The sequence below is a fragment of the Oceanihabitans sp. IOP_32 genome, from assembly GCF_009498295.1.
GTDB lineage: Bacteria > Bacteroidota > Bacteroidia > Flavobacteriales > Flavobacteriaceae > Wocania > Wocania indica.
Window position 1 is genome coordinate 565,473 of the sequence record NZ_CP040813.1, and the last position, 24,311, is coordinate 589,783.

The 24,311-nt window shown below is 34.5% G+C and carries 19 protein-coding genes; 13 read left to right on the top strand and 6 right to left on the bottom strand.

Features of this window, described 5'->3' with window-relative positions; all coding sequences use genetic code 11:
• Positions 1–324: 324 nt before the first annotated feature.
• From priA to nadC, 3 genes are all read right to left on the bottom strand, one after another.
• On the bottom strand, positions 325–2,775 hold the full coding sequence (gene priA / locus FEZ18_RS02315) for a primosomal protein N' (RefSeq protein ID WP_153266826.1): 2,451 nt from the start codon (positions 2,773–2,775) through the stop codon (positions 325–327).
• A 3-nt stretch (positions 2,776–2,778) separates the two neighbouring features.
• Positions 2,779–3,720 (bottom strand): YihY/virulence factor BrkB family protein, encoded by a 942-nt coding sequence (locus tag FEZ18_RS02320; RefSeq protein WP_153266827.1) that lies wholly within the window; start codon positions 3,718–3,720, stop codon positions 2,779–2,781.
• 62 nt (positions 3,721–3,782) lie between these two features.
• On the bottom strand, positions 3,783–4,643 hold the full coding sequence (nadC, locus tag FEZ18_RS02325; protein ID WP_153266828.1) for a carboxylating nicotinate-nucleotide diphosphorylase: 861 nt from the start codon (positions 4,641–4,643) through the stop codon (positions 3,783–3,785).
• A 131-nt stretch (positions 4,644–4,774) separates the two neighbouring features.
• Between nadC and rlmH the strand changes: the two genes are divergently transcribed.
• Positions 4,775–5,248 carry a 23S rRNA (pseudouridine(1915)-N(3))-methyltransferase RlmH gene (gene rlmH / locus FEZ18_RS02330; protein WP_153266829.1) on the top strand — a complete coding sequence of 158 codons (474 nt, stop codon included), beginning with the start codon at positions 4,775–4,777 and terminating at the stop codon, positions 5,246–5,248.
• 13 nt (positions 5,249–5,261) lie between these two features.
• Here rlmH and hpf read toward each other — a convergent pair whose 3' ends face one another.
• The gene (gene hpf / locus FEZ18_RS02335) at positions 5,262–5,561 is read right to left on the bottom strand and encodes a ribosome hibernation-promoting factor, HPF/YfiA family (protein WP_153266830.1); all 300 of its coding nucleotides are present in this window, start codon (positions 5,559–5,561) and stop codon (positions 5,262–5,264) included.
• Positions 5,562–5,876: 315 nt separating this feature from the next.
• On the opposite strand from hpf, the gene FEZ18_RS02340 reads away from it, so the two are divergent.
• From FEZ18_RS02340 to FEZ18_RS02390, 11 genes are all read left to right on the top strand, one after another.
• Positions 5,877–6,449, top strand: coding sequence for a non-canonical purine NTP diphosphatase (locus tag FEZ18_RS02340; RefSeq protein ID WP_153266831.1), 573 nt, complete (start codon positions 5,877–5,879; stop codon positions 6,447–6,449).
• A gap of 73 nt (positions 6,450–6,522) precedes the next feature.
• On the top strand, positions 6,523–8,736 hold the full coding sequence (locus FEZ18_RS02345) for a RelA/SpoT family protein (RefSeq protein WP_153266832.1): 2,214 nt from the start codon (positions 6,523–6,525) through the stop codon (positions 8,734–8,736).
• Between the two features lie 27 nt (positions 8,737–8,763).
• Positions 8,764–9,216, top strand: coding sequence for a Fur family transcriptional regulator (locus FEZ18_RS02350; RefSeq protein ID WP_153266833.1), 453 nt, complete (start codon positions 8,764–8,766; stop codon positions 9,214–9,216).
• A 7-nt stretch (positions 9,217–9,223) separates the two neighbouring features.
• Complete coding sequence (locus FEZ18_RS02355; protein ID WP_153266834.1) at positions 9,224–10,498, top strand: adenylosuccinate synthase; 1,275 nt, start codon at positions 9,224–9,226, stop codon at positions 10,496–10,498.
• A gap of 401 nt (positions 10,499–10,899) precedes the next feature.
• A complete protein-coding gene (locus FEZ18_RS02360; RefSeq protein ID WP_153266835.1) occupies positions 10,900–12,705 on the top strand; it encodes an OstA-like protein in 1,806 nt (601 codons plus the stop codon).
• Complete coding sequence (locus tag FEZ18_RS02365; protein WP_153266836.1) at positions 12,706–13,899, top strand: aspartate aminotransferase family protein; 1,194 nt, start codon at positions 12,706–12,708, stop codon at positions 13,897–13,899. It abuts the gene before it with no gap.
• A 147-nt stretch (positions 13,900–14,046) separates the two neighbouring features.
• Positions 14,047–15,435, top strand: coding sequence for a tetratricopeptide repeat protein (locus tag FEZ18_RS02370; RefSeq protein ID WP_153266837.1), 1,389 nt, complete (start codon positions 14,047–14,049; stop codon positions 15,433–15,435).
• A 52-nt stretch (positions 15,436–15,487) separates the two neighbouring features.
• A complete protein-coding gene (locus FEZ18_RS02375) occupies positions 15,488–16,498 on the top strand; it encodes a DUF368 domain-containing protein (protein ID WP_153266838.1) in 1,011 nt (336 codons plus the stop codon).
• Positions 16,498–17,514 carry a DUF368 domain-containing protein gene (locus FEZ18_RS02380; RefSeq protein WP_153266839.1) on the top strand — a complete coding sequence of 339 codons (1,017 nt, stop codon included), beginning with the start codon at positions 16,498–16,500 and terminating at the stop codon, positions 17,512–17,514. The genes FEZ18_RS02375 and FEZ18_RS02380 overlap by 1 nt, the downstream gene beginning before the upstream one ends.
• On the top strand, positions 17,511–18,251 hold the full coding sequence (locus tag FEZ18_RS02385; protein ID WP_153266840.1) for a shikimate dehydrogenase family protein: 741 nt from the start codon (positions 17,511–17,513) through the stop codon (positions 18,249–18,251). The genes FEZ18_RS02380 and FEZ18_RS02385 overlap by 4 nt, the downstream gene beginning before the upstream one ends.
• Before the next feature lie 105 nt (positions 18,252–18,356).
• Positions 18,357–20,363: a DUF349 domain-containing protein gene (locus tag FEZ18_RS02390; RefSeq protein WP_153266841.1), complete on the top strand. Its 2,007-nt coding sequence runs from the start codon at positions 18,357–18,359 to the stop codon at positions 20,361–20,363.
• Between the two features lie 68 nt (positions 20,364–20,431).
• On the opposite strand, the gene FEZ18_RS02395 is transcribed toward FEZ18_RS02390, so the two are convergent.
• Positions 20,432–21,085 (bottom strand): TrmH family RNA methyltransferase, encoded by a 654-nt coding sequence (locus FEZ18_RS02395; protein ID WP_153266842.1) that lies wholly within the window; start codon positions 21,083–21,085, stop codon positions 20,432–20,434.
• A gap of 82 nt (positions 21,086–21,167) precedes the next feature.
• Between FEZ18_RS02395 and FEZ18_RS02400 the strand changes: the two genes are divergently transcribed.
• Positions 21,168–21,848 (top strand): SIR2 family NAD-dependent protein deacylase, encoded by a 681-nt coding sequence (locus tag FEZ18_RS02400; protein ID WP_153266843.1) that lies wholly within the window; start codon positions 21,168–21,170, stop codon positions 21,846–21,848.
• Between the two features lie 60 nt (positions 21,849–21,908).
• On the opposite strand, the gene FEZ18_RS02405 is transcribed toward FEZ18_RS02400, so the two are convergent.
• The gene (locus FEZ18_RS02405) at positions 21,909–23,930 is read right to left on the bottom strand and encodes a heavy metal translocating P-type ATPase (protein ID WP_153266844.1); all 2,022 of its coding nucleotides are present in this window, start codon (positions 23,928–23,930) and stop codon (positions 21,909–21,911) included.
• Positions 23,931–24,311 lie beyond the last annotated feature (381 nt).

Consider the following 24,311-nt stretch of genomic DNA (forward strand, 5'->3'; position numbering starts at 1 on the left):
GTTTACTCACATCTTTCTATTTTATAAATAGGTGTTCATGATGTACTTCGCTGTTCTTTTTCGCCCATATTTCGGTATAAAATAAAACCACAACTCAGGCTATGCTTTGATTTTAGCTCACGCTTCTATTATAGTAGAAAAAAAGAGTTCATGAATCTGCGATTTCTATATCATCTGAACAAAAAATAATTCAAATTAATAATACGACATGTCAAAACTAAATTGGTTTTATACATTAAATTAAAAGGCGCCGGAATTCAACGCGATAAAATCAATGGGGATTTTGTAGTGCGTCTTACAATCTTCAAAAAACGCCGTGTTTCACTAATAATTATCGACATTTAGAACAAGCCTAACCGATCTAAAATCTTTGACACTAAAAAAACTATTGTTTATTTTAGTAATGGCTTCTTTTGTTTTCCCTAAACTTTGTTGCTTGGGTATTTTTATAAGAATGGTTTTGTGAAACTGATTTCTAATTCTAGAAATTGGTGGCGATTCCGGACCTAAAACATGATCGCCAAATACTTGTCTTAAAGCTTTAGCTAACCAAATAGACGCACTCTCTACTCTATTGTAATCTTTATGTTTTAGGGTTATTTTTATTTGTTTATAAACTGGCGGATATTTAAAATTATAACGATCGTTCATTTGTTCTTTAAACATCTCCTTATAATTATTTGTAGAAACCTGTTGAAGTATATTATGGTGCGGATTATAGGTTTGAATTAACACTTTACCACGCTCCTCTGTTCTACCAGCCCTACCAGCCACCTGTAACATTAATTGGAAGCTGCGTTCGTGAGCCCTAAAATCTGGAAAATTCAACATATTATCGGCATTCATGATGCCAACCAACTTCACGTTTCTAAAATCCAAACCTTTGGTTAACATTTGGGTGCCCACCAGAATATCTATCTCTTGCTGCTCTAAAGCGGTAATAATTTTTTCGTAGCCGTATTTTCCGCGTGTGGTGTCTAAATCCATTCGTGCCACTTTATAATCAGGAAACAACAGCTTCACCTCCTCTTCTATTTGCTCGGTACCAAAACCTTTATTATCTAAATCTTGACTACCACAAGCCATACAATCTTGCAACATCGCCATAACATAACCGCAATAATGACAACGTAATTGATTGCGGTATTGATGATAAGTTAAGCTCACATCGCAATTTGGGCATTGTGGCGCATGCCCACAGGTTTTACACTCGATTATAGGCGAAAATCCACGTCGGTTTTGAAACAGAATTATTTGATGTCCTGCCTTCAACGTGTCGGTCATTTCCTCAAGTAATCGATCGCTAAAATGCCCTTTCATAAGCTTCTTTTTATACTTTTCTTTGATATCTACCAATTCGATATCGGGCATTAAAACATCATTAAATCGATGCATCAATTCCACAAAACCATACTTATTTTGTTGGGCATTAAAATAGCTTTCTAAACTTGGTGTTGCCGAACCCAGAAGCACTTTTGCTTGATGAAAATTACCGAGCACAACAGCCGTATCGCGGGCATGATAACGCGGTGCTGGATCGAACTGTTTAAAGGATTGCTCGTGCTCCTCATCAACCACTATTAATCCTAGATTATCAAAAGGCAAAAATACTGATGAACGTGCGCCTAAAATAATTTTCGCTTTCGCGGAATTTTGTAAAACCTTATTCCAAACCTCAACCCGTTCATGTGAAGAATATTTAGAGTGAAAAACACCTACTTGATCCCCAAAATAATTTTGTAAACGGGTTACTAACTGCGTGGTTAAAGCAATTTCTGGCAACAAATACAAAACTTGCTTACCTTGGTTTACAGCGTCTTCAATGAGTTTGACATACACCTCGGTTTTTCCAGAAGAGGTTACACCATGCAATAACGTAACATGGTGCGCTTTAAAAGTCTCTTTTATTTCGCTTAAAGCGGATATTTGATGATTATTTAACGTCTTTGTCGCCTCTGTATCTTCTCCAGAATACTGAACACGGTCTATCTGAATATGATATTCTTCTAGAATACCTTTATCTATTAGAGTTTTAATGATAGCTGTTGAGGCTTCACTTTCTTCTGCTAGATCTGAGACTTTAACAGGTTTTTTGGTTTTGGCAGAAACAGAAAACAGGGTCATTACCACGTCTCGCTGCTTTGGCGCTCGACTTAAATCTTCCAACAGTTTTTGCAAAGCGTCGTTTGAAGCATAATTGGAATGTAATTTTACATAGCGCACCAATTTAGGTTTGTATTTTTCGTAAACCTCTTCTTCAACCGTAATCACTTCTTTCTCAATTAAACGATTTAGTATTGGCAGCACATGTTTCTTGTCTAAGATATTAGAAATGTCATGAATTTTTAAAGACGATTGATTTTGAAGTGCTTCATAAACCAAAAACTCCTCATCTTTTAAAGTGTCGATATCAATAGTATTTTTACTTTTAGTAATAACCGTCTCACTTTCTAAAATAAAGCCACTTGGCAAAGCGGCTCGCATAACATCGCCTAAAGTGCACATATAATAGCTAGAAACCCATTGCCATAATTGGAGTTGTTTCTGGTTTACAATGGGGGTTTCATCTAAAATTTGATGAATGTCTTTTGCTTGGTAAGCTGTTGGCGCTTCACTATGAATTTTAAAAACAACACCTGTATAGATTTTCGATTTCCCAAAAGGTACAGCAACCCGCATTCCCGATTTTAAAAAGTTAAATTCGGCAGCGGTTATACTATAAGTAAATAGTTTTTGTAACGGGACAGGTATAATGACATCAATAAAATACTGCATAAACTAGTTTTGTTTTCGTAGTTTATTCAAAGATGCATTTAATTCATAACCTAACAATAAGATATTTGAATTTAACCACAAATAAAGTAACAGAATTAACAAAGCACCAATAGAACCGTATAATTTATTAAACTGACCAAAGTTTTCGATATACATACCAAACAAGTAAGACGTTAGCACAATGAGTAGCGTAGTAAAAAGCGCACCAATAGAGAAGAACTTAGACTCCTTTCCTTCTCGAGTGCCAAAGTAATAAAGCGTAGCAGTAGCCAAGTAAATTATTATTACAAAAAAAACGTATTGTACAATACGAGTCCACGTGAACACTTGAGAGTCTACCTCATAGCCTCTTTCTTTAAGTACACCAAACAACTCTTGAACCACATAAATTTGAAAATATCCCAACACCACAATCGTAATGATTATTAAAAATGCCAGAATTAAGGAAACACTTAAGGCATAGAGGTATTGCTTAAATATACTTCGCGCAATTTGTTCGTGATAAGAGCTTTCAAACCCAGAAAAAACAGCACTTACGCCATTTGCCATTAAAAGAATAGAGAGTAAGAAAACCGAAGAAAGCAATCCCGTTGGTTTTGTTTTATCGATATTCTCGAAAATGTTTTGAAAGAAAAAATCTGATGTCGTTGGTGGTAAAAACGATTCTAAAAACACCAAAAACTCGTCTCTAAAACCATCTATTGGTATATACGGAATGATTATTAATATAAATAGTAAAAACGGAAAAATAGCCGTAAAAAAATTAAAAGCAATAGCACTTGCTCTCGTTGTTAAAGCACCTCTAATAATACCAATAAAATAAAGCTCTAATAAATCGTAAAACGATAATCCTTCAAGTCCAGGTAATTTTATTTTCTTTAAAAAACGGACTAATACATTTATAACAGGAATTTTCTCTAATTTATCCTCAGTAGGTTTCGTCACGTATTAAAAATTTAATCAATGACCTGTTGGTCAATATCAATAAATATATCACTTTAGTTCGTTTATTTAATGGCCTTTAAACTTAAGTCCATATTATGTACTGAGTGTGTTAAGGCGCCACATGAAATATAATTCACCCCACATTCGGCATAGTGCCTTACTGTAGCCTCGTTTATATTTCCAGAAGACTCCGTAAGACAAGTATTCCCAATCATTTTTACCGCTTTTCTGGTGTCTTCGTAATCAAAATTATCAAGTAAAATTCTATACACACCTTTATTTTTTAAAATCTCTTTCACTTCGGCTAAATTTCTAGCCTCTACCATAATTTCGAGATCCTTACCGGTTTCGTCGAGGTACTGCTTAGTCATTTCAATCGCTTTGGTTATACCTCCAGCAAAATCAATATGGTTATCTTTAAGCATAATCATATCGTACAAAGCAAACCTGTGATTTTCGCCGCCTCCTAATTTAACGGCCCATTTTTCTAAAACTCTGATTCCAGGCGTGGTTTTACGAGTATCCAGAATTTTAGTTTTTGTACCTTCTAACAAATCGACAAAGACTTTGGTTTTTGTTGCAATGGCACTCATACGTTGCATGGCATTTAAAACAGTACGCTCTGCTTTTAAAATAGATTGCGCAGAACCCTCAACGTACATTACAACATCTCCAAAAGTAACCTCAGTGCCATCTTGAATGCGCACATCTAATTTTAAATTTTTATCGACGTAAGCAAATACTTTTTTTGCAAAATTGACCCCGCCAATAACACCTTTATCTTTTACTAAGAGCTTTGCTCTACCTTTGGCGTTTTTTGGAATACACGCCAAAGAACTGTGGTCACCATCACCAACATCTTCTCTTATAGCATTAGAAATTATGTACTTTAACTCGGTATCAAATTGTTCTTGTGTAATCATGTTGTTATATAGTTTGTGCTAAAATAAGAAAAATGAACAACAAAAATTTCAAAAAATAAGTACCAAGTTTTATAAAATTGATTTAAATCTTAGTTTTCTAATTTTTAAACTAAAAAATGTAATTTTGTGGTATGACCATAAAATTGATTGCCATTGGCAAAACCGACAACAAAGAATTAGAAACCCTAATTAAAGCTTATACGAAGCGCTTGGGTTTTTATATTAATTTTAGTTTAGACCTTATACCAGATATTAAAAACACGAAAAGTCTTAGCGAAGCTCAACAAAAACAAAAAGAAGGCGAACTTATTCTTGGGAAACTAAAAGCAACTGATATTTTAATTCTATTCGACGAAAACGGCAAACAATTTGACTCTATTAGTTTTTCAAATTATTTACAAAAACACATGAATTCTGGTATTAAGCAATTGGTTTTTGTTATTGGAGGCCCATACGGATTCTCTGAAGAAGTGTATAAAAAAGCAAATGGGAAAGTGTCGTTATCTAAAATGACATTTTCCCATCAAATGATTCGCTTATTTATTATCGAACAACTTTACAGAGGCTTTACCATTTTACGAAATGAGCCTTACCACCATCGATAACAAATAATACATACTAATGTGTTTTAAAAACCTCTTTACGTTTTTTAAGTTGACGCTCCAAATCGTTAATGGTTTCTCTAACCGAAACTTCGAAATTATTTTCGTTAGAAGTTGCAAATATTCTTGGTCCTGGCAAACTTAATTCAATATTACAGATTTTACCTAAATCGTGCTCTTTCTCATTTTGCTTAAAATACACCATGGCACTAATTAAGAAATCGTATTTATTAAATAGTTTTTGTAGTTTTTCTTCCGTAAAATCAGAAAGGGTTTCGCTTACATCTACACCCACATATTGAAACTTTACTGTCATAACATTGCTTTTTTTGTTAATATTCAAATGTAAAAAAGTTTTCCATTTATAGTAGGCTTTTGGAACGAAATAATTCATAAATATTCGGCTTTCAATTCAAACGAATTAACACATAACTACTTACAACTTCCAATAACTAAAACAAAAATCCAAAAAATTATTTTCGTTGGAATTAAAATCATCCATTTATCCTTTCTAAACTCAAAATACATCGGGGAATCATCATTTATATCAAAATAGCACTTTTAAACAACCAAACCACGGTTAGCAAATTAATATTTGTTTACTTTTACCCCTTAAATTCAAACCATTTTTATGCAACTCGTCTTCGCCACCAATAATCTTAATAAAATAAAGGAGGTACAAGCTTTAATACCTGAACATATTAAACTACTTAGCTTAAAAGACATAGGATGTTTTGAGGATGTCCCAGAAACCCAAAATACCATTGAAGCCAATGCCAAACAAAAAGCGGCATACATTAAAAAGCATTATGGTTATAATTGTTTTGCAGACGATACTGGCCTAGAAGTAGAAGCGCTACAAGGTAAACCAGGAGTGTATTCTGCCCGTTATGCTGGCGAGCAACGCAATGCAGAAGATAACAACAATAAGTTGCTTGAGGCATTAAAAAACAAACAAAACAGACAGGCGCAGTTTAAAACCGTAATTGCTTTAGAATTAGACAACCAACAACATACTTTTACTGGTATCTGCAAAGGAGAAATAACTACTAGTAAATATGGTGAGAAGGGTTTTGGTTACGATCCTATTTTTAAACCTCACGGACATGATATCACATTTGCTGAAATGGAATTAAACTTAAAAAACAGTATCGGTCACCGTGGAAAGGCCATAAATTTGCTCGTAAATTTTTTAAATTCGTAAAAGTTGAGTTTTTTAAACACAAAAAGATAAAATCTTATTGTTTGTTAATCTTGTATTTGTTATATTTAATTTTATGACAGAAGAAGCCTTAGAAAAAGAAAATATTGCCATTGCTAAAGCCTATAAAGAGTTATTAAAGGTAAGCTATACCACGCTTTCAACAGAAGATAAAAAACTAATTCGTAGCGCTTTTGATGTGGCTATTGATGCGCATAAAAATCAGCGCAGAAAATCTGGAGAAGCGTATATATTTCACCCCATAGCAGTGGCAAAAATTGTAGCACAACAAATTGGTTTAGATGGCACCTCTATTGCCGCAGCACTGCTACACGATGTTGTTGAAGATAGTGAGGATTACTCCATAACAGATATCGAGAATTTATTTGGCGAAACTGTAGCAAAAATTGTAAATGGTCTCACAAAAATATCATCACTAAAAAAAGATATGGATGTGTCGCTGCAAGCCGAGAATTTTCGCAAAATGCTTCTTACTTTAAATGATGATGTTCGGGTTATTATTATAAAAATTGCCGATAGGTTGCATAATATGCAAACCATGGGTTCTATGCGAGACGATAAACAAGTTAAAATCGCCTCAGAAACCCTCTATATATATGCTCCTTTAGCGCATAGAATTGGCCTGTACAATATAAAAAGCGAACTTGAAGACTTAGGATTAAAATACACCGAACCCGAAGTTTACAACGACATTTTACATAAAATAAAAGAAAGCAAAGAAGAGCAAGACAAATACATAGAGGACTTTAGTGAGGTTATAAAAAATTCATTGGATAAAGAATTACTTGACTACACCATAAAAGGGCGTCCAAAATCGATATACTCGATACGCCGAAAAATGCAAAATCAAGGCGTTTCGTTCGATGAAGTTTACGATAAATTCGCCGTTAGAATTGTTTATAAAAGCGACCCTGAAAACGAAAAGTTTTTGGCTTGGAAAATTTACTCGATTGTAACCGACCATTTTAGACCAAATCCTACACGCTTACGCGATTGGCTTTCTTCGCCAAAATCTACGGGTTACGAGGCTTTACACATAACCGTAATGGGCCCAAGAGGCCGCTGGGTAGAAGTGCAAATTCGAAGCGAACGTATGAACGAAATCGCAGAAAAAGGCTACGCTGCACATTATAAGTACAAACAAAAAGGTGAGAAAGAGGACAGCTTAGAATCTTGGATTAACAGACTCCAAGAAGCCTTAGAAAGTGCCGATACGAATGCGGTAGATTTTGTAGAACAATTCAAATTAAATCTGTATTCTAAAGAAATATTCGTGTTTACACCGACTGGAGAATTAAAATCCCTCCCAAAAGGAGCCACTGCTTTAGACTTTGCTTTCAGTATTCACACCCAAGTTGGTATGAAAACCCGAGGTGCCAAAGTTAATGGTAAACTGGTACCACTAAGTCATGTTTTGCATAGTGGAGATCAAGTAAATATTTTAACATCAGATTCTGCCAAACCCAATTCCAATTGGCTAGACTATGCCACGACAGCAAGAGCAAGAAGTAAAATTAAAACAGCTCTTAAAGAAGACAGAAAGCTTATTGGTGAAGAAGGTAAAGAGATTTTAAAGCGTAAATTAAAACAACTTAAAATTACTCTTAATGAAAATTCAATAAACGAATTAGTAAATTTCTTTAACCTAAAAACAAGCCTAGACCTCTTTTATAGGGTTGGTATTGGTACTATAGACAATACCATGCTTAAAAATTATGCTGCCTCTAGAAGCAATGCATTAATGAGCTTTTTAAAGAATAAAATCTCACGTAAGCCCACTATAAGAAAAGAAGACTTAGACAAAGATGAAGTTACAGCAAAATACGATTCGCTAGTTTTTGGTAGAGAGGAAGAAAAATTAGATTATAAATTATCAACATGCTGCAACCCCATACCTGGTGATCTCGTTTTTGGATTTCTAACCATTAAAGATGGTATTAAGGTGCATAAAAGAAACTGCCCCAATGCATTAAGTTTGCAGTCCAATTACGCATACAGAATAATGCCGGCAAGATGGATAGATTCATCGCAACAAGAGTTTATGGTTCAAATTATGCTCTCAGGAATAGACCATATTGGTTTGGTAAATGATATAACCAACATTATATCAGAAGACATGCATGTTGACATGAGGAGTATAAGTTTTGAAACTAACGACGGCTTATTTTCTGGAAAAATCAATGTGGTTGTAAAAAACAACAACATTATAAAAAAACTATTACATAAACTTAAAAAAATTAATGGTATCGATAAGGTTACCAGAGTTTAAAAAATAGTGTAAATTTGCCATGACATTATGGAACCGAAAATAGAAAAAAAAAATCAAGACATCGTTAAAAGCGTATTTACAAGCTTTTTAGAAAATAAAGGACATCGAAAAACGCCCGAACGTTACGCTATACTCAAAGAAGTTTATAATAGTAACGAACATTTCGATATCGAGTCTTTGTATCTCACCATGAAAAATAAAAAGTATCGGGTATCTCGAGCTACACTTTATAATACTATCGAACTGCTTTTAGAATGTGGTCTAGTTAGAAAACATCAATTTGGTAAAAATCAAGCGCATTACGAAAAATCGTATTTTGATAGGCAGCACGACCATGTAATACTAACAGACACTGGCGAGGTCATCGAATTTTGCGATCCAAGAATTCAATCTATAAAAAAAACAATCGAAGAGGTTTTCGATATTGAGATAAATAATCATTCACTCTATTTCTACGGGAATAGAAAATCAAACAAATAATTTTAAAATGGCAGTAGATTTACTTCTAGGATTACAATGGGGAGACGAAGGCAAAGGAAAAATTGTTGATGTACTTACCTCTAACTACAACATTATTGCACGTTTTCAGGGTGGTCCAAATGCAGGACACACACTTGTGTTTAACGGAAAAAAACATGTATTACACACAATTCCTTCTGGAATTTTTCATCAAAATGCGACCAATTTAGTAGGAAATGGGGTAGTTATAGATCCCGTAATCTTTAAAAAAGAACTAGATAAACTAGAAGAGCAAGATGTAGACTACAGAAAAACTCTAGTCATTTCACGTAAAGCACATATTATCCTGCCAACACACCGCTTGTTAGATGCTGCTAGTGAAGCCTCTAAAGGAAAGGCTAAAATAGGATCGACACTTAAAGGTATCGGTCCCACTTATATGGATAAAACGGGACGTAATGGTATTCGTGTTGGCGATTTAGAACTAAGCGACTGGAAAGAACGTTACAGAGCCCTTGCAAATAAGCACGAATCGATGATTGCATTTTACAATGTTAACGTTGAATATAATTTAGCCGAGTTAGAAAAAGAATTTTTTGAAGCGATTGAAGTTTTAAAATCTTTAACTTTTATCGATTCTGAAGAATATATTTACCAAGCACAAAAAGCAGGACAATCTATTCTAGCAGAGGGCGCTCAAGGCTCTTTACTAGATATTGATTTTGGAACCTACCCTTTTGTAACCTCTAGTAACACTACGGCAGCTGGTGCTTGTACCGGTCTAGGTGTATCGCCAAATCAAATTGGCGAAGTTATTGGAATTTTTAAAGCCTATACAACCCGTGTGGGATCTGGACCTTTCCCTACAGAATTATTCGATAAAGATGGGGAAACCATGGCTCAAGTTGGTAGAGAATTTGGAGCGACTACCGGACGATCAAGACGCTGTGGCTGGCTCGATTTAATAGCCTTAAAATACGCTTGCCAAGTAAATGGTGTTACACAACTCATGATGATGAAAGGCGATGTGCTCTCTGGTTTCGAAACCTTAAAAATATGTACCGCATACAAATATAAAGGTGAAATTATTCATCATTTCCCTTACAATATAGAACCACAAAACGTACAACCGATATACACCGAGTTCAAAGGATGGTCTGAAGATTTAACACAAATGAGTAACGCTTCAGAATTCCCAAAACCTTTAAACGACTATATTGAATTTATAGAAAAAGAACTGGAAATACCAATTTCTGTGGTGTCTGTAGGTCCCGATAGAAAACAGACTATTTTTAGGAAATAGGCTGCTATTAAAACATAGAAATTTAAACGCTTCAACTTATTTTGAAGCGTTTTTTATTTCGTTGTAAAACCAATTTAATTTTAAAATGTCGTACGGTTAATTTGAATTCTTTATTGTTCAGATGAGATAGAAATCGCAGATTCACGAACTCTTTTTTTTACTATATTAGAAGCGTGAGCTAAAATCAAAGCATAGCCAAAGTTGTGGTTTTATTTTATACCGAAATACAGACGAAAAAGAACTGCGAAGCACATTATGAACAACTATTTGTAAAATAGAAAGATGTGAGTCAACGAATTATGGGTGACATGACATGGTTAATTTGGTATAAATCATAAAAAAAACATAACAGATAATTAAACATCATTATTATCGTTATTTTTGCCTTAAACTTTTTCACCTTGAAACTATCTTATCTTTTTTACAGCATACTTTTTATTTGCATTGGGCATTTTGGTTATAGCCAAGACGCAAAGAAGATTAAAATTGAATTTGCTGGATTTGTCAATATCGATGAAAAATTGCACCCTGGAGCAAAAATACTTACGCGCAACGACCAACAACAAGTACACGTTATTCACGGCGGCGTAAATATGTGGTGCGACCAGGCGATACATTATGGTAATGAAGATTTTGTTGAAGCCTATGGCGATGTTATTGTAAAGCAAGGAGACACGATTAATATGACCTCAGAATATGTTGAGTACAGTGGTAAAACGCAATTAGCCTTCGCTAGTGGCAATGTGGTTTTAAAAGATCCGAACTCCACTATTTCTACAGACACCTTATATTTTGATCGCACCAAACAACAAGCCTTTTATAATGCTGGAGGTACAGTGGTTAAAGATTCGTCTGGTACAATTACTAGTAAAATTGGACGCTATTATATGGAAAACAAAAAATACCAGTTTGTTGAAAATGTGGTTTTAATTAACGAAGAAGCCAAAGTAGAATCTAATTTTTTTGATTTTTATTCAGATAGTGGTCACGCCTACTTATTTGGCCCTTCTACTATTACCACTCCAGAGAGTGTAACCTATTGCGAAAAAGGCTTTTACGATACCAAAACCAAAACAGGTTATGCGATGAAAAAAGCCAAAATAAACTACAACAATAGAACTATAGAAGGAGATAGTTTATATTTTGACAATAATACCGGTTTTGCCTCAGCAACCAATAACATAACCGTTACCGATAGTTTAAACAAGAGCCTTTTGCGTGGTCATTATGCTGAAGTTTTTAGACCAAAAGACTCGATGTTTATAACAAAACGCGCGTTGGCAATTACCAAGCAACAGCAAGATTCTATTTATATACATGCAGACACACTTATGCTAACTGGCAAACCAGATAAACGCATTACGAGAGCTTTTAGAAATGCCCGTATCTACAAAAGCGATATGAGCGCTAAAGCAGACTCTATACACATGAATCAAGAAACTGGTTTAACACAACTTATAAACATCTCGAAATTTGATGTAGATGATGCTTTCGCCGTAAAACGAAAACCCATTATTTGGAATATAAAAAATCAAATGACAGGCGATACCATACATTTAAAATCTAATACTAAAACCGATAAATTAGATTCACTTATTGTTTTCGATAATGCTTTTATAATAAGCAAAGACACCTTAGGCACTGGTTACAACCAGATAAACGGAAAAAAACTATACGGCTTATTCAATGAAGAAAATGACTTGTATCAGGTAGATATCATTCAAAATGCGCAGTCTATATATTATTTGAGAAATGACGATAATGAATTAGTGGGGATTGATAAATCGAAATCTGGGAGTATTAAAATTTTAATCGAAAATCGAGATATTGAAGAGGTTAGAAAAATAAATCAAATAGACGGCAATGTATACCCCGAATCTAAATACCCTAAAAACGAGCAGCTTTTAAAAGGTTTCGATTGGCGAGAAGATGAGCGCCCAAAAAGTGTAGAAGACTTATTTAAGGATAATCCGCCTTTGGTTTTACCAATAATAAAAGGTCTAGACGACTATGTGCCTCAAGAAGACTTTGTAGATGAAGGGATGCTAGAACGTATCGAAAAAGCAGATAAAGAAGCTCGACCCACTCTAAACCAAAAGTCTAAAGCATCGAGAAATTTACCAAAACCTAACAAGAATAGTATGATGCTAGACACTACCAAACTCGAAACCACAAGAAAACCTAAAAAGGCTACAAACCAACAGTAAATGAAAACCGATTTTTTTAAACATCAAGCACAAACTTCGCCCCATCCTTTAGCCATGGAGATTTCGCATGCTAAAGGTTCGTATATATACGACACTAATAATAAAGCGCATCTTGATTTTGTTGCTGGTGTTTCAGCATGTACATTGGGTCACAACCACCCCAAAGTGGTAAGTGCGATAAAATCGCAATTAGATAAGTATATGCACGTTATGGTGTATGGCGAGTATATTCAAGAACCCGCCGTAAAGCTTACAAAGTTATTAGCCGATTATTTACCTGAATCTTTAAACAAAACCTATTTAACAAATTCAGGAACCGAAGCCATAGAAGGGGCCTTAAAATTGGCAAAACGCGCCACAGGAAGAAGTGAGATTATTGCAGCTAAGAATGCTTATCACGGCAATACCATGGGAGCAATGAGTGTTATGGGATTTGAAGAACGCAAACAAGCCTATCGTCCGCTACTGCCTCATATTCGATTTATTGATTTTAATAATACATCAGACTTAAAATATATAACCCAAAACACCGCTTGTGTTATTTTAGAAACTATTCAAGGAGGTGCTGGTTTTATTGAACCCAAAGATAATTATTTAACAAAAGTTAAAAACCGATGTAAAGAAGTTGGCGCCTTACTCATTTTAGACGAGATTCAACCTGGAGTGGGCAGAACGGGCAAACTTTTTGGATTTCAGCATTACAATTGCACTCCAGATATTTTGGTGACAGGAAAAGGTTTAGGCGGCGGTATGCCAATTGGCGCATTTACAGCGTCTAAAAAACTTATGGATTTATTAGCAGACAAGCCTAAACTTGGTCATATCACCACCTTTGGAGGACACCCCGTTATTGCGGCCTCTGCCTTAACAACATTACAAGAAGTGACTACAAGCACAATCATGGAGGACGTTCTTGAGAAAGAGCAATTATTTCGAAAACTATTAATCCATCCTTTAATTAAAGAAATTCGAGGAAAAGGACTAATGCTCGCCCTTATAACACCTTCTGAAAAAATAACAAACGATTTAATTCTAAGTTGTAAAGATCATGGATTAATACTGTTCTGGTTGCTCTTTGAGCCTAAAGCGGTAAGAATTACACCGCCTTTAACTATTTCAAACAAAGAAATCACCGAAGGCTGTGCACTCATTATCAAAATTCTTGATACTTTAGAAAAGCAAAACACGATTTAAAACCACAAACAATAACAAAAAAACAATGCAAAAACGACAGTTATGGTATAACTGTTGATTACTTTGTTAAAAAGATTTAAGATGTCATGCATAAAAACAATGTTAGAGTCTTAACTTTATTAAAAGTAGAAAACCACAAAAGTGCTTATGGAGTTTAGTTATAACGACAACGATAATTTACCAATAATAAAATTTGAATCGATGCTAAAAACAAATCATGTTTTGTTTTTCGACTCGGAAGAATTTGAAAATATTATTCATCACTACCTCAATGAAGGTAAAATTAACATTGCCAAAAAAGCGATTAAATTTGGTTTAGACCAGCATCCAACTTCAATTAACTTAAGACTATTTAAAGTTGAAATTTTTGTTTTTGAAGATAAGTTGGATGATGCCGATACATTATTACATGAACTTTACAATTTAGACCCTTTTAATGAAGAGATCTATATTCAAAAAGCAAATATTCTATCTAAAAGAAATGATCACTTAAAAGCTATTGAGGTCTTAAAAAAAGCTGTAGAACTCACTAATGATGTTGTAGATTTATACGCTTTAATAGGCATGGAATATTTATTTTTAGATCAATTTGAAAATGCTAAAACCTATTTTATAAAATGTTTAGAGCATGACATAAATGACTACTCGGCACTTTACAATGTTATTTATTGCTTTGAATACCTTAACGATAACGAAGCTGCAATAACATTTTTAAATACGTTTTTAGATAAAAACCCCTATTGTGAAGTCGCCTGGCATCAACTAGGAAAACAATATTTTGTACTAAAAGAGTACAACAAAGCCCTATCGGCTTATGATTTTGCCATCATTTCAGATGATACATTTGTGGGCGCATATTTAGAACGCGGTAAAGTTCTTGAAAAATTAAAACGCTACAACGACGCTATAGAAAATTACAAAATTACCCTCAACTTAGAAGATCCAACATCGTTTGCCTTATTGCGAATTGGCAAGTGCTACGAGAAACTAAAAAATGAAGATTTGGCGGTTCAATATTATTACAAAACTGTGCACGAAGACCCCATGTTAGATAAAGGTTGGATCGCAATTACAAAGTTTTTTAATAAAAAACAAAATTACCAGAAGGCGCTTTATTACATTAATAAAGCCATTAATCTTGACACAGAAAACGTTATATACTGGAAGTTGTACTCGCAAATTAATCAAAGATTAGGTCTATTTGAAGAAGCAGAACGCGGCTATAAAAAAACTTTAGAACTGGGTAATTACGAATTAAACACTTGGTTATCTCGAGGCGACTTGTTAATAAAATTAGGAGAACCTCAAGCAGCGATTTATAATTTTGAGCAAGCCGCAGAGTTTTACCCAGAGAACGCCGAATTGGAGTATCGTTTAGCTGGGCTTTATTTCTCTATAAACGAAAACGACAAAGGCACTTTTTATTTAAAAAACGGTTTAAAGCATAACCGAGAATACAATTTTATTATAGAAGAGCTTTTTCCGATCATCTCTAAAAGAATACTAGTAAAAAACCTACTTAAAACAAATCCGTAAGTAAACGTTTAATTAAAATACATACCTTTGGTTGCTGCTTAAAAATCAAAATATGCAAAGACGTTTATTAGACTATGTCATTATTTCTTTAAAAGGTGTCGCCATGGGAGCAGCAGATGCTGTTCCTGGAGTTTCTGGTGGCACAATCGCTTTTATTTCGGGCATTTACGAAGAACTTATTTCGAGTATTAGCAACATTAACCTCGCCTTATTTAAAACGCTTTTTACAAAAGGAATAGGCGCCTTTTGGAAACAGGCTAACGGTAATTTTATAACTGCACTCTTACTCGGGGTAATCGTTAGTTTTATCTCGTTTATGAGGCTTGCCAAATACTTACTAGAACATCACCCTATTTTAATCTGGTCGTTCTTTTTTGGACTTATTGTAGCCAGTATTTATTTTGTAGGAAAACAAATCTCTAAATGGACTATCGCTACAGTATTAAGCTTAATAGTTGGTGCCGCAATAGCCTACTATATTACTACCCTGCCCGCGCTTGCCAATAACGATAATTCTTGGTTTTTATTTCTATCGGGGGCACTCGCTATTTGCGCTATGATACTCCCAGGTATTTCTGGTTCTTTTATTTTAATAATTCTTGGGGCATACAAAACCTTAAGTGTTGCTATTCATGATTTCGATGTAAAAAAAATAGCTGTTTTCGCCACTGGCGCCCTTGTAGGCTTACTGTCTTTTAGTCATGTTTTAAAATGGCTGTTTAAACATTATCACAACATCACACTGGCTATACTTACTGGTTTTATCTTTGGATCTTTAGATAAAGTTTGGCCGTGGAAAAAAACAGTTTCGGTAATGTTCGATCAAACAGGAGAAGTTATGCCTTTTAGCGAAGTGTCTAACCTGGGAACACTTGCGGTTTGGCAAAAAAGCACAAATACTTTCGAAGGGTATAAAACCGTAATAGAACGCAGTGTTTCTGCCTTCCACTACTCGGAAATAAATAATTATACCAACCCGCAAACCATACAAGCCATTGGCTTAATGATTCTGGGATTTTTTACTATTTTTATTTTAGAAAAACTAGGCTCTAAAAAAATATAATGCAAAGCACCAGAACTTTTACAGACAAGATTTTTCTAATTCTAAAAGGATTAGGCATGGGAGCGGCTAACAAAGTTCCTGGAGTATCTGGTGGTGTTGTAGCTTTTGTAGCTGGTTTTTACGAAGAGTTTATTTACTCGCTTCAAAAAGTGAATGGCAAAGCATTAAAGCTATTAATTAATGGACGCTTTAAAAGTTTCTATCAATATATAAACGGACGATTTTTAAGTTTACTTTTCCTCGGGATGGTAATTAGCTATTTTAGTGTCTCAAAAATCTTAGATTATCTCATAAAACATTATGAATTATTTGTTTGGAGTGTTTTTTTTGGGATGATTATCGGTTCTATTTTTTATCTCTATAAGGATTTTAAAGACTGGAATTACAGAACTTATTTAGCGCTATTTGTAAGTATCGCCCTAGGTTTAAGTGTAAGCTTTTTAAACCCTGCTAAAGAAAACGATAACCTTTGGTTTGTATTTTTCTGCGGAATAATTAGCGTTTCAGGAATGACCCTTCCCGGATTTTCTGGTTCCTTTATTCTTATTATCTTAGGTAATTATGTATTATTATTAGTGGATTCGGTAAATGCTTTATACGATAGCGTCTCTGATATTCTTACCGGAAATTTCAATTTTATTGAAGACCCTAAACGCTTAAGATTATTACAGGTTTTAGGAGTTTTTACTTTAGGCTCGATAACAGGTTTGGTAACTTTCTCTCATCTTTTAAGTTATATCCTAAAGCATTACAAAAGCATTACGCTAGCCGCCATTATAGGCTTTATTGTAGGGTCTTTAGGTGTGGTTTGGCCATGGAAAAAAACCATTTATCAAATAAACGAAAATGGCAATTTTATACTAGATTCTACCGGAGAAAAAATCATATCTAATTACAAACGATTTATACCCGAATTAAACACAGAAACTTTCTATGCCGTGATATTTATTGCTATAGGCATGCTTATAGTATTAGCCCTTGAAGCTTACGGTAAAAAAACAAGAAAAACAAAATGAAAAAACTAGGACTTTTAGGCAAAAATATATCGTATTCATTTTCAAAATCCTATTTCGAAAATAAATTTAAAAACGAAAACATTAAGGATATCACTTATGAAAATTTCGATATCAACGCCATCGATTTATTTCCCGAGATACTAAAAAATACAAAAAATCTAAAAGGTCTCAGCGTTACCATTCCATATAAAGAAGCGGTTATTCCTTATCTCGATAAATTAAACAAAAAAGCAAAGGCTATTGGTGCTGTAAACACCATAAAAATAACTAAAAAAGGAAAGCTTGTAGGCTACAATACAGATTGCTATGGGTTTAAAAAATCATTAAAACCATTTTTAAAATCACAGCATAAAAAAGCTTTAATTTTAGGCACTGGAGGGGCGAGTAAAGCCATTGCTTATAGCTTAACAGACCTTAACATCCCCTACAGCTATGTATCTCGAACAGTTTCAAAACAGGTTCAATTTACGTATGCCACTTTAACTCCAGACATTATAAAAGATCATCAAATTATCATAAACTGCACACCCTTAGGTACATTCCCAAATGTAGATGATTGTCCAAACATTCCCTACAGCGCAATTTCGGCGAAACATATTCTATTCGATTTAATTTACAATCCTGAAGAAACCAAATTCCTCAATCACGGAAAAAACGCTAACGCTACAATTATAAACGGATTGGATATGTTGAAATTTCAAGCCGAAAAAGCTTGGTCTATTTGGGATTTACATTAAAAAACCAATTTAACTTATTAAAAAGTTTATTCAGTTTTGTAAATACTATACTTGTTACTATCTTTAAACAATTAAAAGTATTAAACGAACCTAAACATTTTTTAAATGTCTGAGATAGATAAGGCAAACAAAGCCGACGGAATAGAAGAAAACAAACCAGTTAATACCAACGATGAAGGGGTAAAAAACACCACATCAGATTTAAAAGAATCTGTATCACTTGAAACTTCAAATCAATCTGCAAATGCAGATACGCACAAGGAGATTAAAGAAACTTCAACAAAAGAAGATCCTAATAAGGACACCCCTAATAATGAAGATGTTATTACTGAAATAGAAACATCTAATGCAGAAGACGCTGAAGACGATGGTAATAAAGATCGACATACCATTACGGTTAAAGAATACGACAAAATGTCTTTAGAAGCTTTAACGGCAGAACTTGAAACCCTTATAAAAACTCAAAAAATTCAAGCTATTAAGTCTCATGTAGACTCTATAAATAGTGAATTTAAAACCAAGTTTCAAGCTTTACTGGATGAGAAAAAATCGGATTTTCTTAACAATGGCGGTAACGAAATAGATTTTTTCTACTCATCTCCCATCCAAAAGCGTTATAAGGCCACTTATAAAGAATACCGAAATAAGCTAAACGAACACTATAAAAGTTTAGAGAAAAACCTGAAACAAAACCTAGCAGATAAACTCCAAATTATTGAAGAGTTAAAAGGTTTAGTAAATCTTGAAGAAAACATTAACACCACCTACAAGCACTTTAAAGAACTTCAAGAACGCTGGAGGAATACAGGACCAATACCAAGAGATAAGTACAATAACGCATGGAATTCGTACCACCACCATGTAGAAATGTTTTACGACTTTTTACACCTAAACAGAGACCTACGCGATTTAGACTTTAAACACAATTTAGACAAAAAGTTAAAAATTATTGAGCGAGCTGAAGAACTTGCTGCAGATACGGATGTGATGCGGGCTTTTAGAGAATTACAAGAACTTCATAAAATGTGGAAAGAAGAGCTTGGTCCGGTAGCTAGAGAACATCGCGAAGACATTTGGGAGCGATTTAAAGCGGCTACAAAAATTATTAATGACAAACGTCAAGAATACTATAAGGAAATAGACAAGGTTTACGAAAAAAACCTGGAAAACAAACTTGCCATTATCGCAAAAATTGAAGCCATCAACACCCAAACAAATGGCTCCCATAGTGTGTGGCAAAAGAGAATAAAAACAGTAGAAGCTTTGCGAAACGACTTTTTTAATGCTGGTAAAGTGCCTATAAAAGTTAACGAAGCCACTTGGGCTAAATTTAAAACTGCCGTTAGAGCATTTAACAAAAATAAAAATGCATTTTATAAAGGTTTAAAAAAGGAACAATTTGAGAACCTTCAAAAAAAGTTAGAACTTATTAAAATTGCAGAAGACAATAAAGATAGTGACGATTTTGAGGCTACAACGCCACTGATGAAAAAAATCCAAAGTGATTGGAAAAAAATTGGTCATGTGCCTCGCAAAGACAGCGACAAAATATGGAAACAATTCAAAGCCGCATGCAACCATTATTTTGATAAATTAAATGCGCAAAGAAATGCTGCCAGTCAAGAACAAGTAGATGCTTATAACAAAAAGCAAGAACTTTTAAATAGCCTAAAAGATTTAAGCTTATCTGGAGATAAAGATAAAGACCTATCTACTATAAAAGCACAAATTGACACCTGGAAAAGTATTGGCAGAGTGCCAAACGACAAACGTTATATTGAAGGGAAGTTTAATAAATTACTAGACGGATTATTTTCTAAATTGAAAATGGATAAGAATGCCTTAGAAATGATTAAATATGAAAATAAACTAGAAAACTTAAGCAGTGGCGATAACGACACTAGAAACCTTGATAATGAACGTATTTTTATTAGAAAGAAAATAGACGAGGTTAAAAGCCAAATTAATCAACTAGAGAATAACCTGCAGTTTTTTAGTAATGTTGATGATGAGAATCCGCTAGTGAAAGAAGTCCACCATAATATTGAGGCACACAAAAAAGATTTAGAGCTTTGGAAAACTAAACTTAGTAAGATTAAGGCAATGTATTAAAAGCATAATTAACTAGCCTTAAATAGTCGATTCAGATTAACTAAGGCTAGTGTTTTTATAATAATTATTTAAAGTTTATAAAAACGCTCAACAATATCGTCGTAACTTTTAATCGTTTTTTTAATCCAATCCAAACGTTTTACAAGCATTTCTTCTTCAGATAATTGCCAATTAACCTCTGTTTGTTTCAGTTTTGTAATAACATGTTGTAAAATAATGGCTGCCGATACCGAAATATTCAAGCTTTCTGTAAATCCAAACATAGGTATTTTTAAAAAACAATCAGCTTGATCAATAACTTCTTCCGATAGGCCTTCGGTCTCTCTTCCAAAGAAAAAACACGATTTTTTTGTCACATCAAATTCATGAAGTACAGCATCGTTTTCATGTGGGGTTGTCGCTACTATTTGATACCCCTTTTGTTTTAAATCTTGCAGACAATCTTTTACGGCATGAAACCTATTGATATCCACCCATTTTTGAGCACCCATAGCAATTTCTCTATCTATGCGCTTTGAATTCTGCTCTTCAACAATATGAATTTCCTGAATACCAAACACATCGCAACTTCGCATTACTGCGCTGGTGTTATGCAATTGATATACATCTTCGGTAGCCACCGTAAAATGTTTGGTTCGTTGGGATAAAACAGCATCAAAACGCGCTTTACGTTCTGGAGTTAGGTAAGTTTCTAAATGTTCTAAAAGTTTTAAATCGATCATCGTAAAAGTTAAACTTCGAAATTAGTAAAATTGAATCAAATTTTTTACTTTGTTTAAATTATAAATAACTTCTTTTTAAAATATGAAAAAACATATAGTTGTACTCACTGGTGCTGGAGTTAGTGCTGAGAGCGGTTTAAGTACTTTTAGAGATGCCGATGGTTTATGGGAAGGACACGACGTTATGGAGGTCGCTTCACCCCAAGGTTTTAGCAATAACCCTGCATTAGTTTTAGATTTTTATAACCAACGCAGACGACAACTATTACAGGTAAAACCCAATGAGGCGCATAAAGACTTGGCGCATTTAGAAACCGATTTTCAGGTAACCATTATCACGCAAAACGTTGATAATTTGCACGAACAAGCTGGAAGTTCTATGGTGATTCATTTACATGGCGAATTATTTAAAGTGAGAAGCACTGGGAATGAAAATGATATTAAGCACTGGGAGAGCGATTTGGTTTTGGGAGATACTTGCAAAAACGGCCATCAATTAAGACCACACATTGTTTGGTTTGGTGAAGATGTACCTCTAATACCCAAAGCCATAAGTATTTGTGAAACTGCTGATATTTTAATTGTAATTGGCACCAGTATGCAAGTCTATCCCGCGGCAAGTTTAATGCATTATGTACCCGAAAATACACCAACATTTTTCATAGATCCTAAGCCCAATATGATTAGTAATAAAAACTTAACCGTTATCGCAGAACCCGCTACCATTGGTGTAAAAAAAGTTGTTTCCCTGTTAAAAAAATGACCTTGTAAAATCTTATGAATTAACGGTTGTTTTTGTACCCAAAGCTTTAAAAAAAACAATTTAGGCTGTATTATTATTTGTTTTCATCTCAAATTTCAGCAATCTCAAAGCATTTAAGACTACAATAATTGTAGAGCCTTCATGACCAACAACAGCGGGACCTATAGCTATGGCACCCATAAGGGTTAAAGGCACTAAAAACATGACCATACCTAAACTAATTATTAGGTTTTGTTTGATGATGCGATTTGCTTGCCTACTTAAACTTATAGCGAACGGAAGATTGTCGAGCCTATCTGCCATTAGTGCAATATCGGCTGTTTCTAAAGCAACATCCGATCCTGCTGCTCCCATAGCAATCCCCACCGTACTTTTTGCCATTGCAGGCGCATCGTTTACCCCATCGCCAACCATAGCAACCGCGCCTTCTTGATGTATTAATTGCTCTATAGCCTTAACCTTATCTTCGGGTAGTAAATCGCCCATAGGATTTGTTATTCCAAGAGTTTTGGCAATGGCGTTTGCCACTTTTTGGTTATCACCTGTAAGCATAATCATGCGCTTAATGCCTATTTTTTTTAGTTTGGTTATGGTTGCAATAGCTTCGGGTCTTGCGATATCCATTGCCGCAATTATGCCTAAATACTCCTCATCTCGATGCACAATCATAGCCGTATGGCCAGTAGATTCAAGCTCGGCCATCTTCTGGTCTATGTCATCAGGAACACGAGCACCAGTAAGTTCTTCAAAAAGCCTTCTATTCCCAATGTGAACAGTACTGCTATTCAAACTAGCTTGAATGCCTCTCGCCGTTAAAGATTTAAGCTTATCGGCTATTGGGATCTCAATATTTCCCAATACTTTTCTACCACCATCTACTATTGCGGCTGCCAGGGGATGATCACTCAATGCCTCGACAGCCACCGCCACTTTTAAAAGCTCTGTTTTGGTGACTTCACCAAAGGGAATGGCGTTTGTTAAGGTTGGTCTGCCCTCGGTTAGTGTCCCTGTTTTATCAAAAGCAATAGCACTTATCCCTCCTAAATCTTCGAGCGGACGCCCCCCTTTAAATAACACTCCTTGACGTGCTGCTCTAGCAATTCCAGCTAATACAGCACTAGGTGTAGAAATGGCAAGTGCACAAGGTGAAGCTGCTATTAATACAGACATCGCTCTGTAAAAACTCTCTTGAAAAGTTTCATCAATAACTAAAAACCCAAATAATAATAACACAACAAAAAGAAGTACAACAGGAACATAATACTTTTCAAATTTATCTGTAAGATGTTGCGTTGGTGATTTTTGTGTTTCGGCTTCTTTTACTAAATAAATTAGCCGTGACAACGTACTGTCTTTTGCTTCCTTTAAAACTTTAATTTCTAGCGCACCGCTACCATTAATGGTACCTGCGAAAACACGGTGTTCAGGAAGAAGTTTTGTAATCTCTTTTTCATCTTGCCAGTTAGAACTCGGATATTTGTTAATGGGCATACTCTCGCCCGTTATCGATGCTTGATCCACGGCACTTGTGCCTTTAGCAACTACACCATCGGCAGCGATTTTCGAGTTTGGTCTAACGACAATAATATCCCCAACTTTTAGGCGCTCAATCGGGACTTCTTTCAACCCATCATTATATTTAACAAGTGCCACTGAGGGTGCTAAGTTTGAAAGCGCAGTAATAGATTTACGTGCGCGTTCCATAGCATAATGCTCTAAGGCATGACCTAGACTAAACAAAAAGAGCAACAAGGCGCTTTCACCCCATTTCCCCAATATGGCAGCACCTACAGCTGCAAATAACATCAAAAAATCAATTTTAAACTGACCTTTTAACAAATCTTGACCTGCCGAAATGAAAGTAAAAACACCTCCAAAAATCGCTCCAATAATAAAAAGTGTTGTTGTTGTATTTGCAAAACCAGAGACAAAAGAAAAGCCCAACCCTAAAACCCAAAATACACCACTAATTACAGCAAAATAAAGCTCTGTGTTTTTTCCGAAAATATTCAGATTAAAATGGCTATGACCAGATTTAGTGTGCTTATGGAGAGCTTTTTGGTTATTCGTTTTTAAATTCACAGTTTATTTATTTACTTATTTAAGGACTTTATTTTTCATGCAAACTTCTCGAAAAATATTGGTGGCAATCTATTTCAAGTTATCGTTCACTATTTTTAAATTAAAGTTTGGTTTTCCAAAGTTCTAATTTTTTTATGATGCACATTCAATTTGGGTTTGCTGTGTTATAATATATCCAAAAAATACTATAACCGAGCAAAATTTGATTTCTATTCAATTCAAAATTATAGTTTTTTTATATAAAAACAAGTTTTAAATTAGCTTATAGTTTTTGTATGAGAAGTTTAATTTGTGATATAAAAAAAGAACACCAATTAAGGTGTTCTCTATTAAAACATAACTTTTGATTACTTTAACAAACTTGTAATAAAAGTAGTGAAA

Coding starts and splice junctions, on each gene's coding strand:
- nadC (WP_153266828.1), bottom strand. CDS start 4,643: ATGATTACACAAGAACAATTTGATACCGAGTTAAAGTACATAATTTCT.
- FEZ18_RS02370 (WP_153266837.1), top strand. CDS start 14,047: ATGGAGTTTAGTTATAACGACAACGATAATTTACCAATAATAAAATTT.
- FEZ18_RS02395 (WP_153266842.1), bottom strand. CDS start 21,085: ATGATCGATTTAAAACTTTTAGAACATTTAGAAACTTACCTAACTCCA.
- FEZ18_RS02400 (WP_153266843.1), top strand. CDS start 21,168: ATGAAAAAACATATAGTTGTACTCACTGGTGCTGGAGTTAGTGCTGAG.
- rlmH (WP_153266829.1), top strand. CDS start 4,775: ATGACCATAAAATTGATTGCCATTGGCAAAACCGACAACAAAGAATTA.
- FEZ18_RS02380 (WP_153266839.1), top strand. CDS start 16,498: ATGCAAAGCACCAGAACTTTTACAGACAAGATTTTTCTAATTCTAAAA.
- FEZ18_RS02350 (WP_153266833.1), top strand. CDS start 8,764: ATGGAACCGAAAATAGAAAAAAAAAATCAAGACATCGTTAAAAGCGTA.
- priA (WP_153266826.1), bottom strand. CDS start 2,775: ATGCAGTATTTTATTGATGTCATTATACCTGTCCCGTTACAAAAACTA.
- FEZ18_RS02385 (WP_153266840.1), top strand. CDS start 17,511: ATGAAAAAACTAGGACTTTTAGGCAAAAATATATCGTATTCATTTTCA.
- FEZ18_RS02375 (WP_153266838.1), top strand. CDS start 15,488: ATGCAAAGACGTTTATTAGACTATGTCATTATTTCTTTAAAAGGTGTC.
- FEZ18_RS02345 (WP_153266832.1), top strand. CDS start 6,523: ATGACAGAAGAAGCCTTAGAAAAAGAAAATATTGCCATTGCTAAAGCC.
- FEZ18_RS02355 (WP_153266834.1), top strand. CDS start 9,224: ATGGCAGTAGATTTACTTCTAGGATTACAATGGGGAGACGAAGGCAAA.
- FEZ18_RS02365 (WP_153266836.1), top strand. CDS start 12,706: ATGAAAACCGATTTTTTTAAACATCAAGCACAAACTTCGCCCCATCCT.
- hpf (WP_153266830.1), bottom strand. CDS start 5,561: ATGACAGTAAAGTTTCAATATGTGGGTGTAGATGTAAGCGAAACCCTT.
- FEZ18_RS02340 (WP_153266831.1), top strand. CDS start 5,877: ATGCAACTCGTCTTCGCCACCAATAATCTTAATAAAATAAAGGAGGTA.
- FEZ18_RS02390 (WP_153266841.1), top strand. CDS start 18,357: ATGTCTGAGATAGATAAGGCAAACAAAGCCGACGGAATAGAAGAAAAC.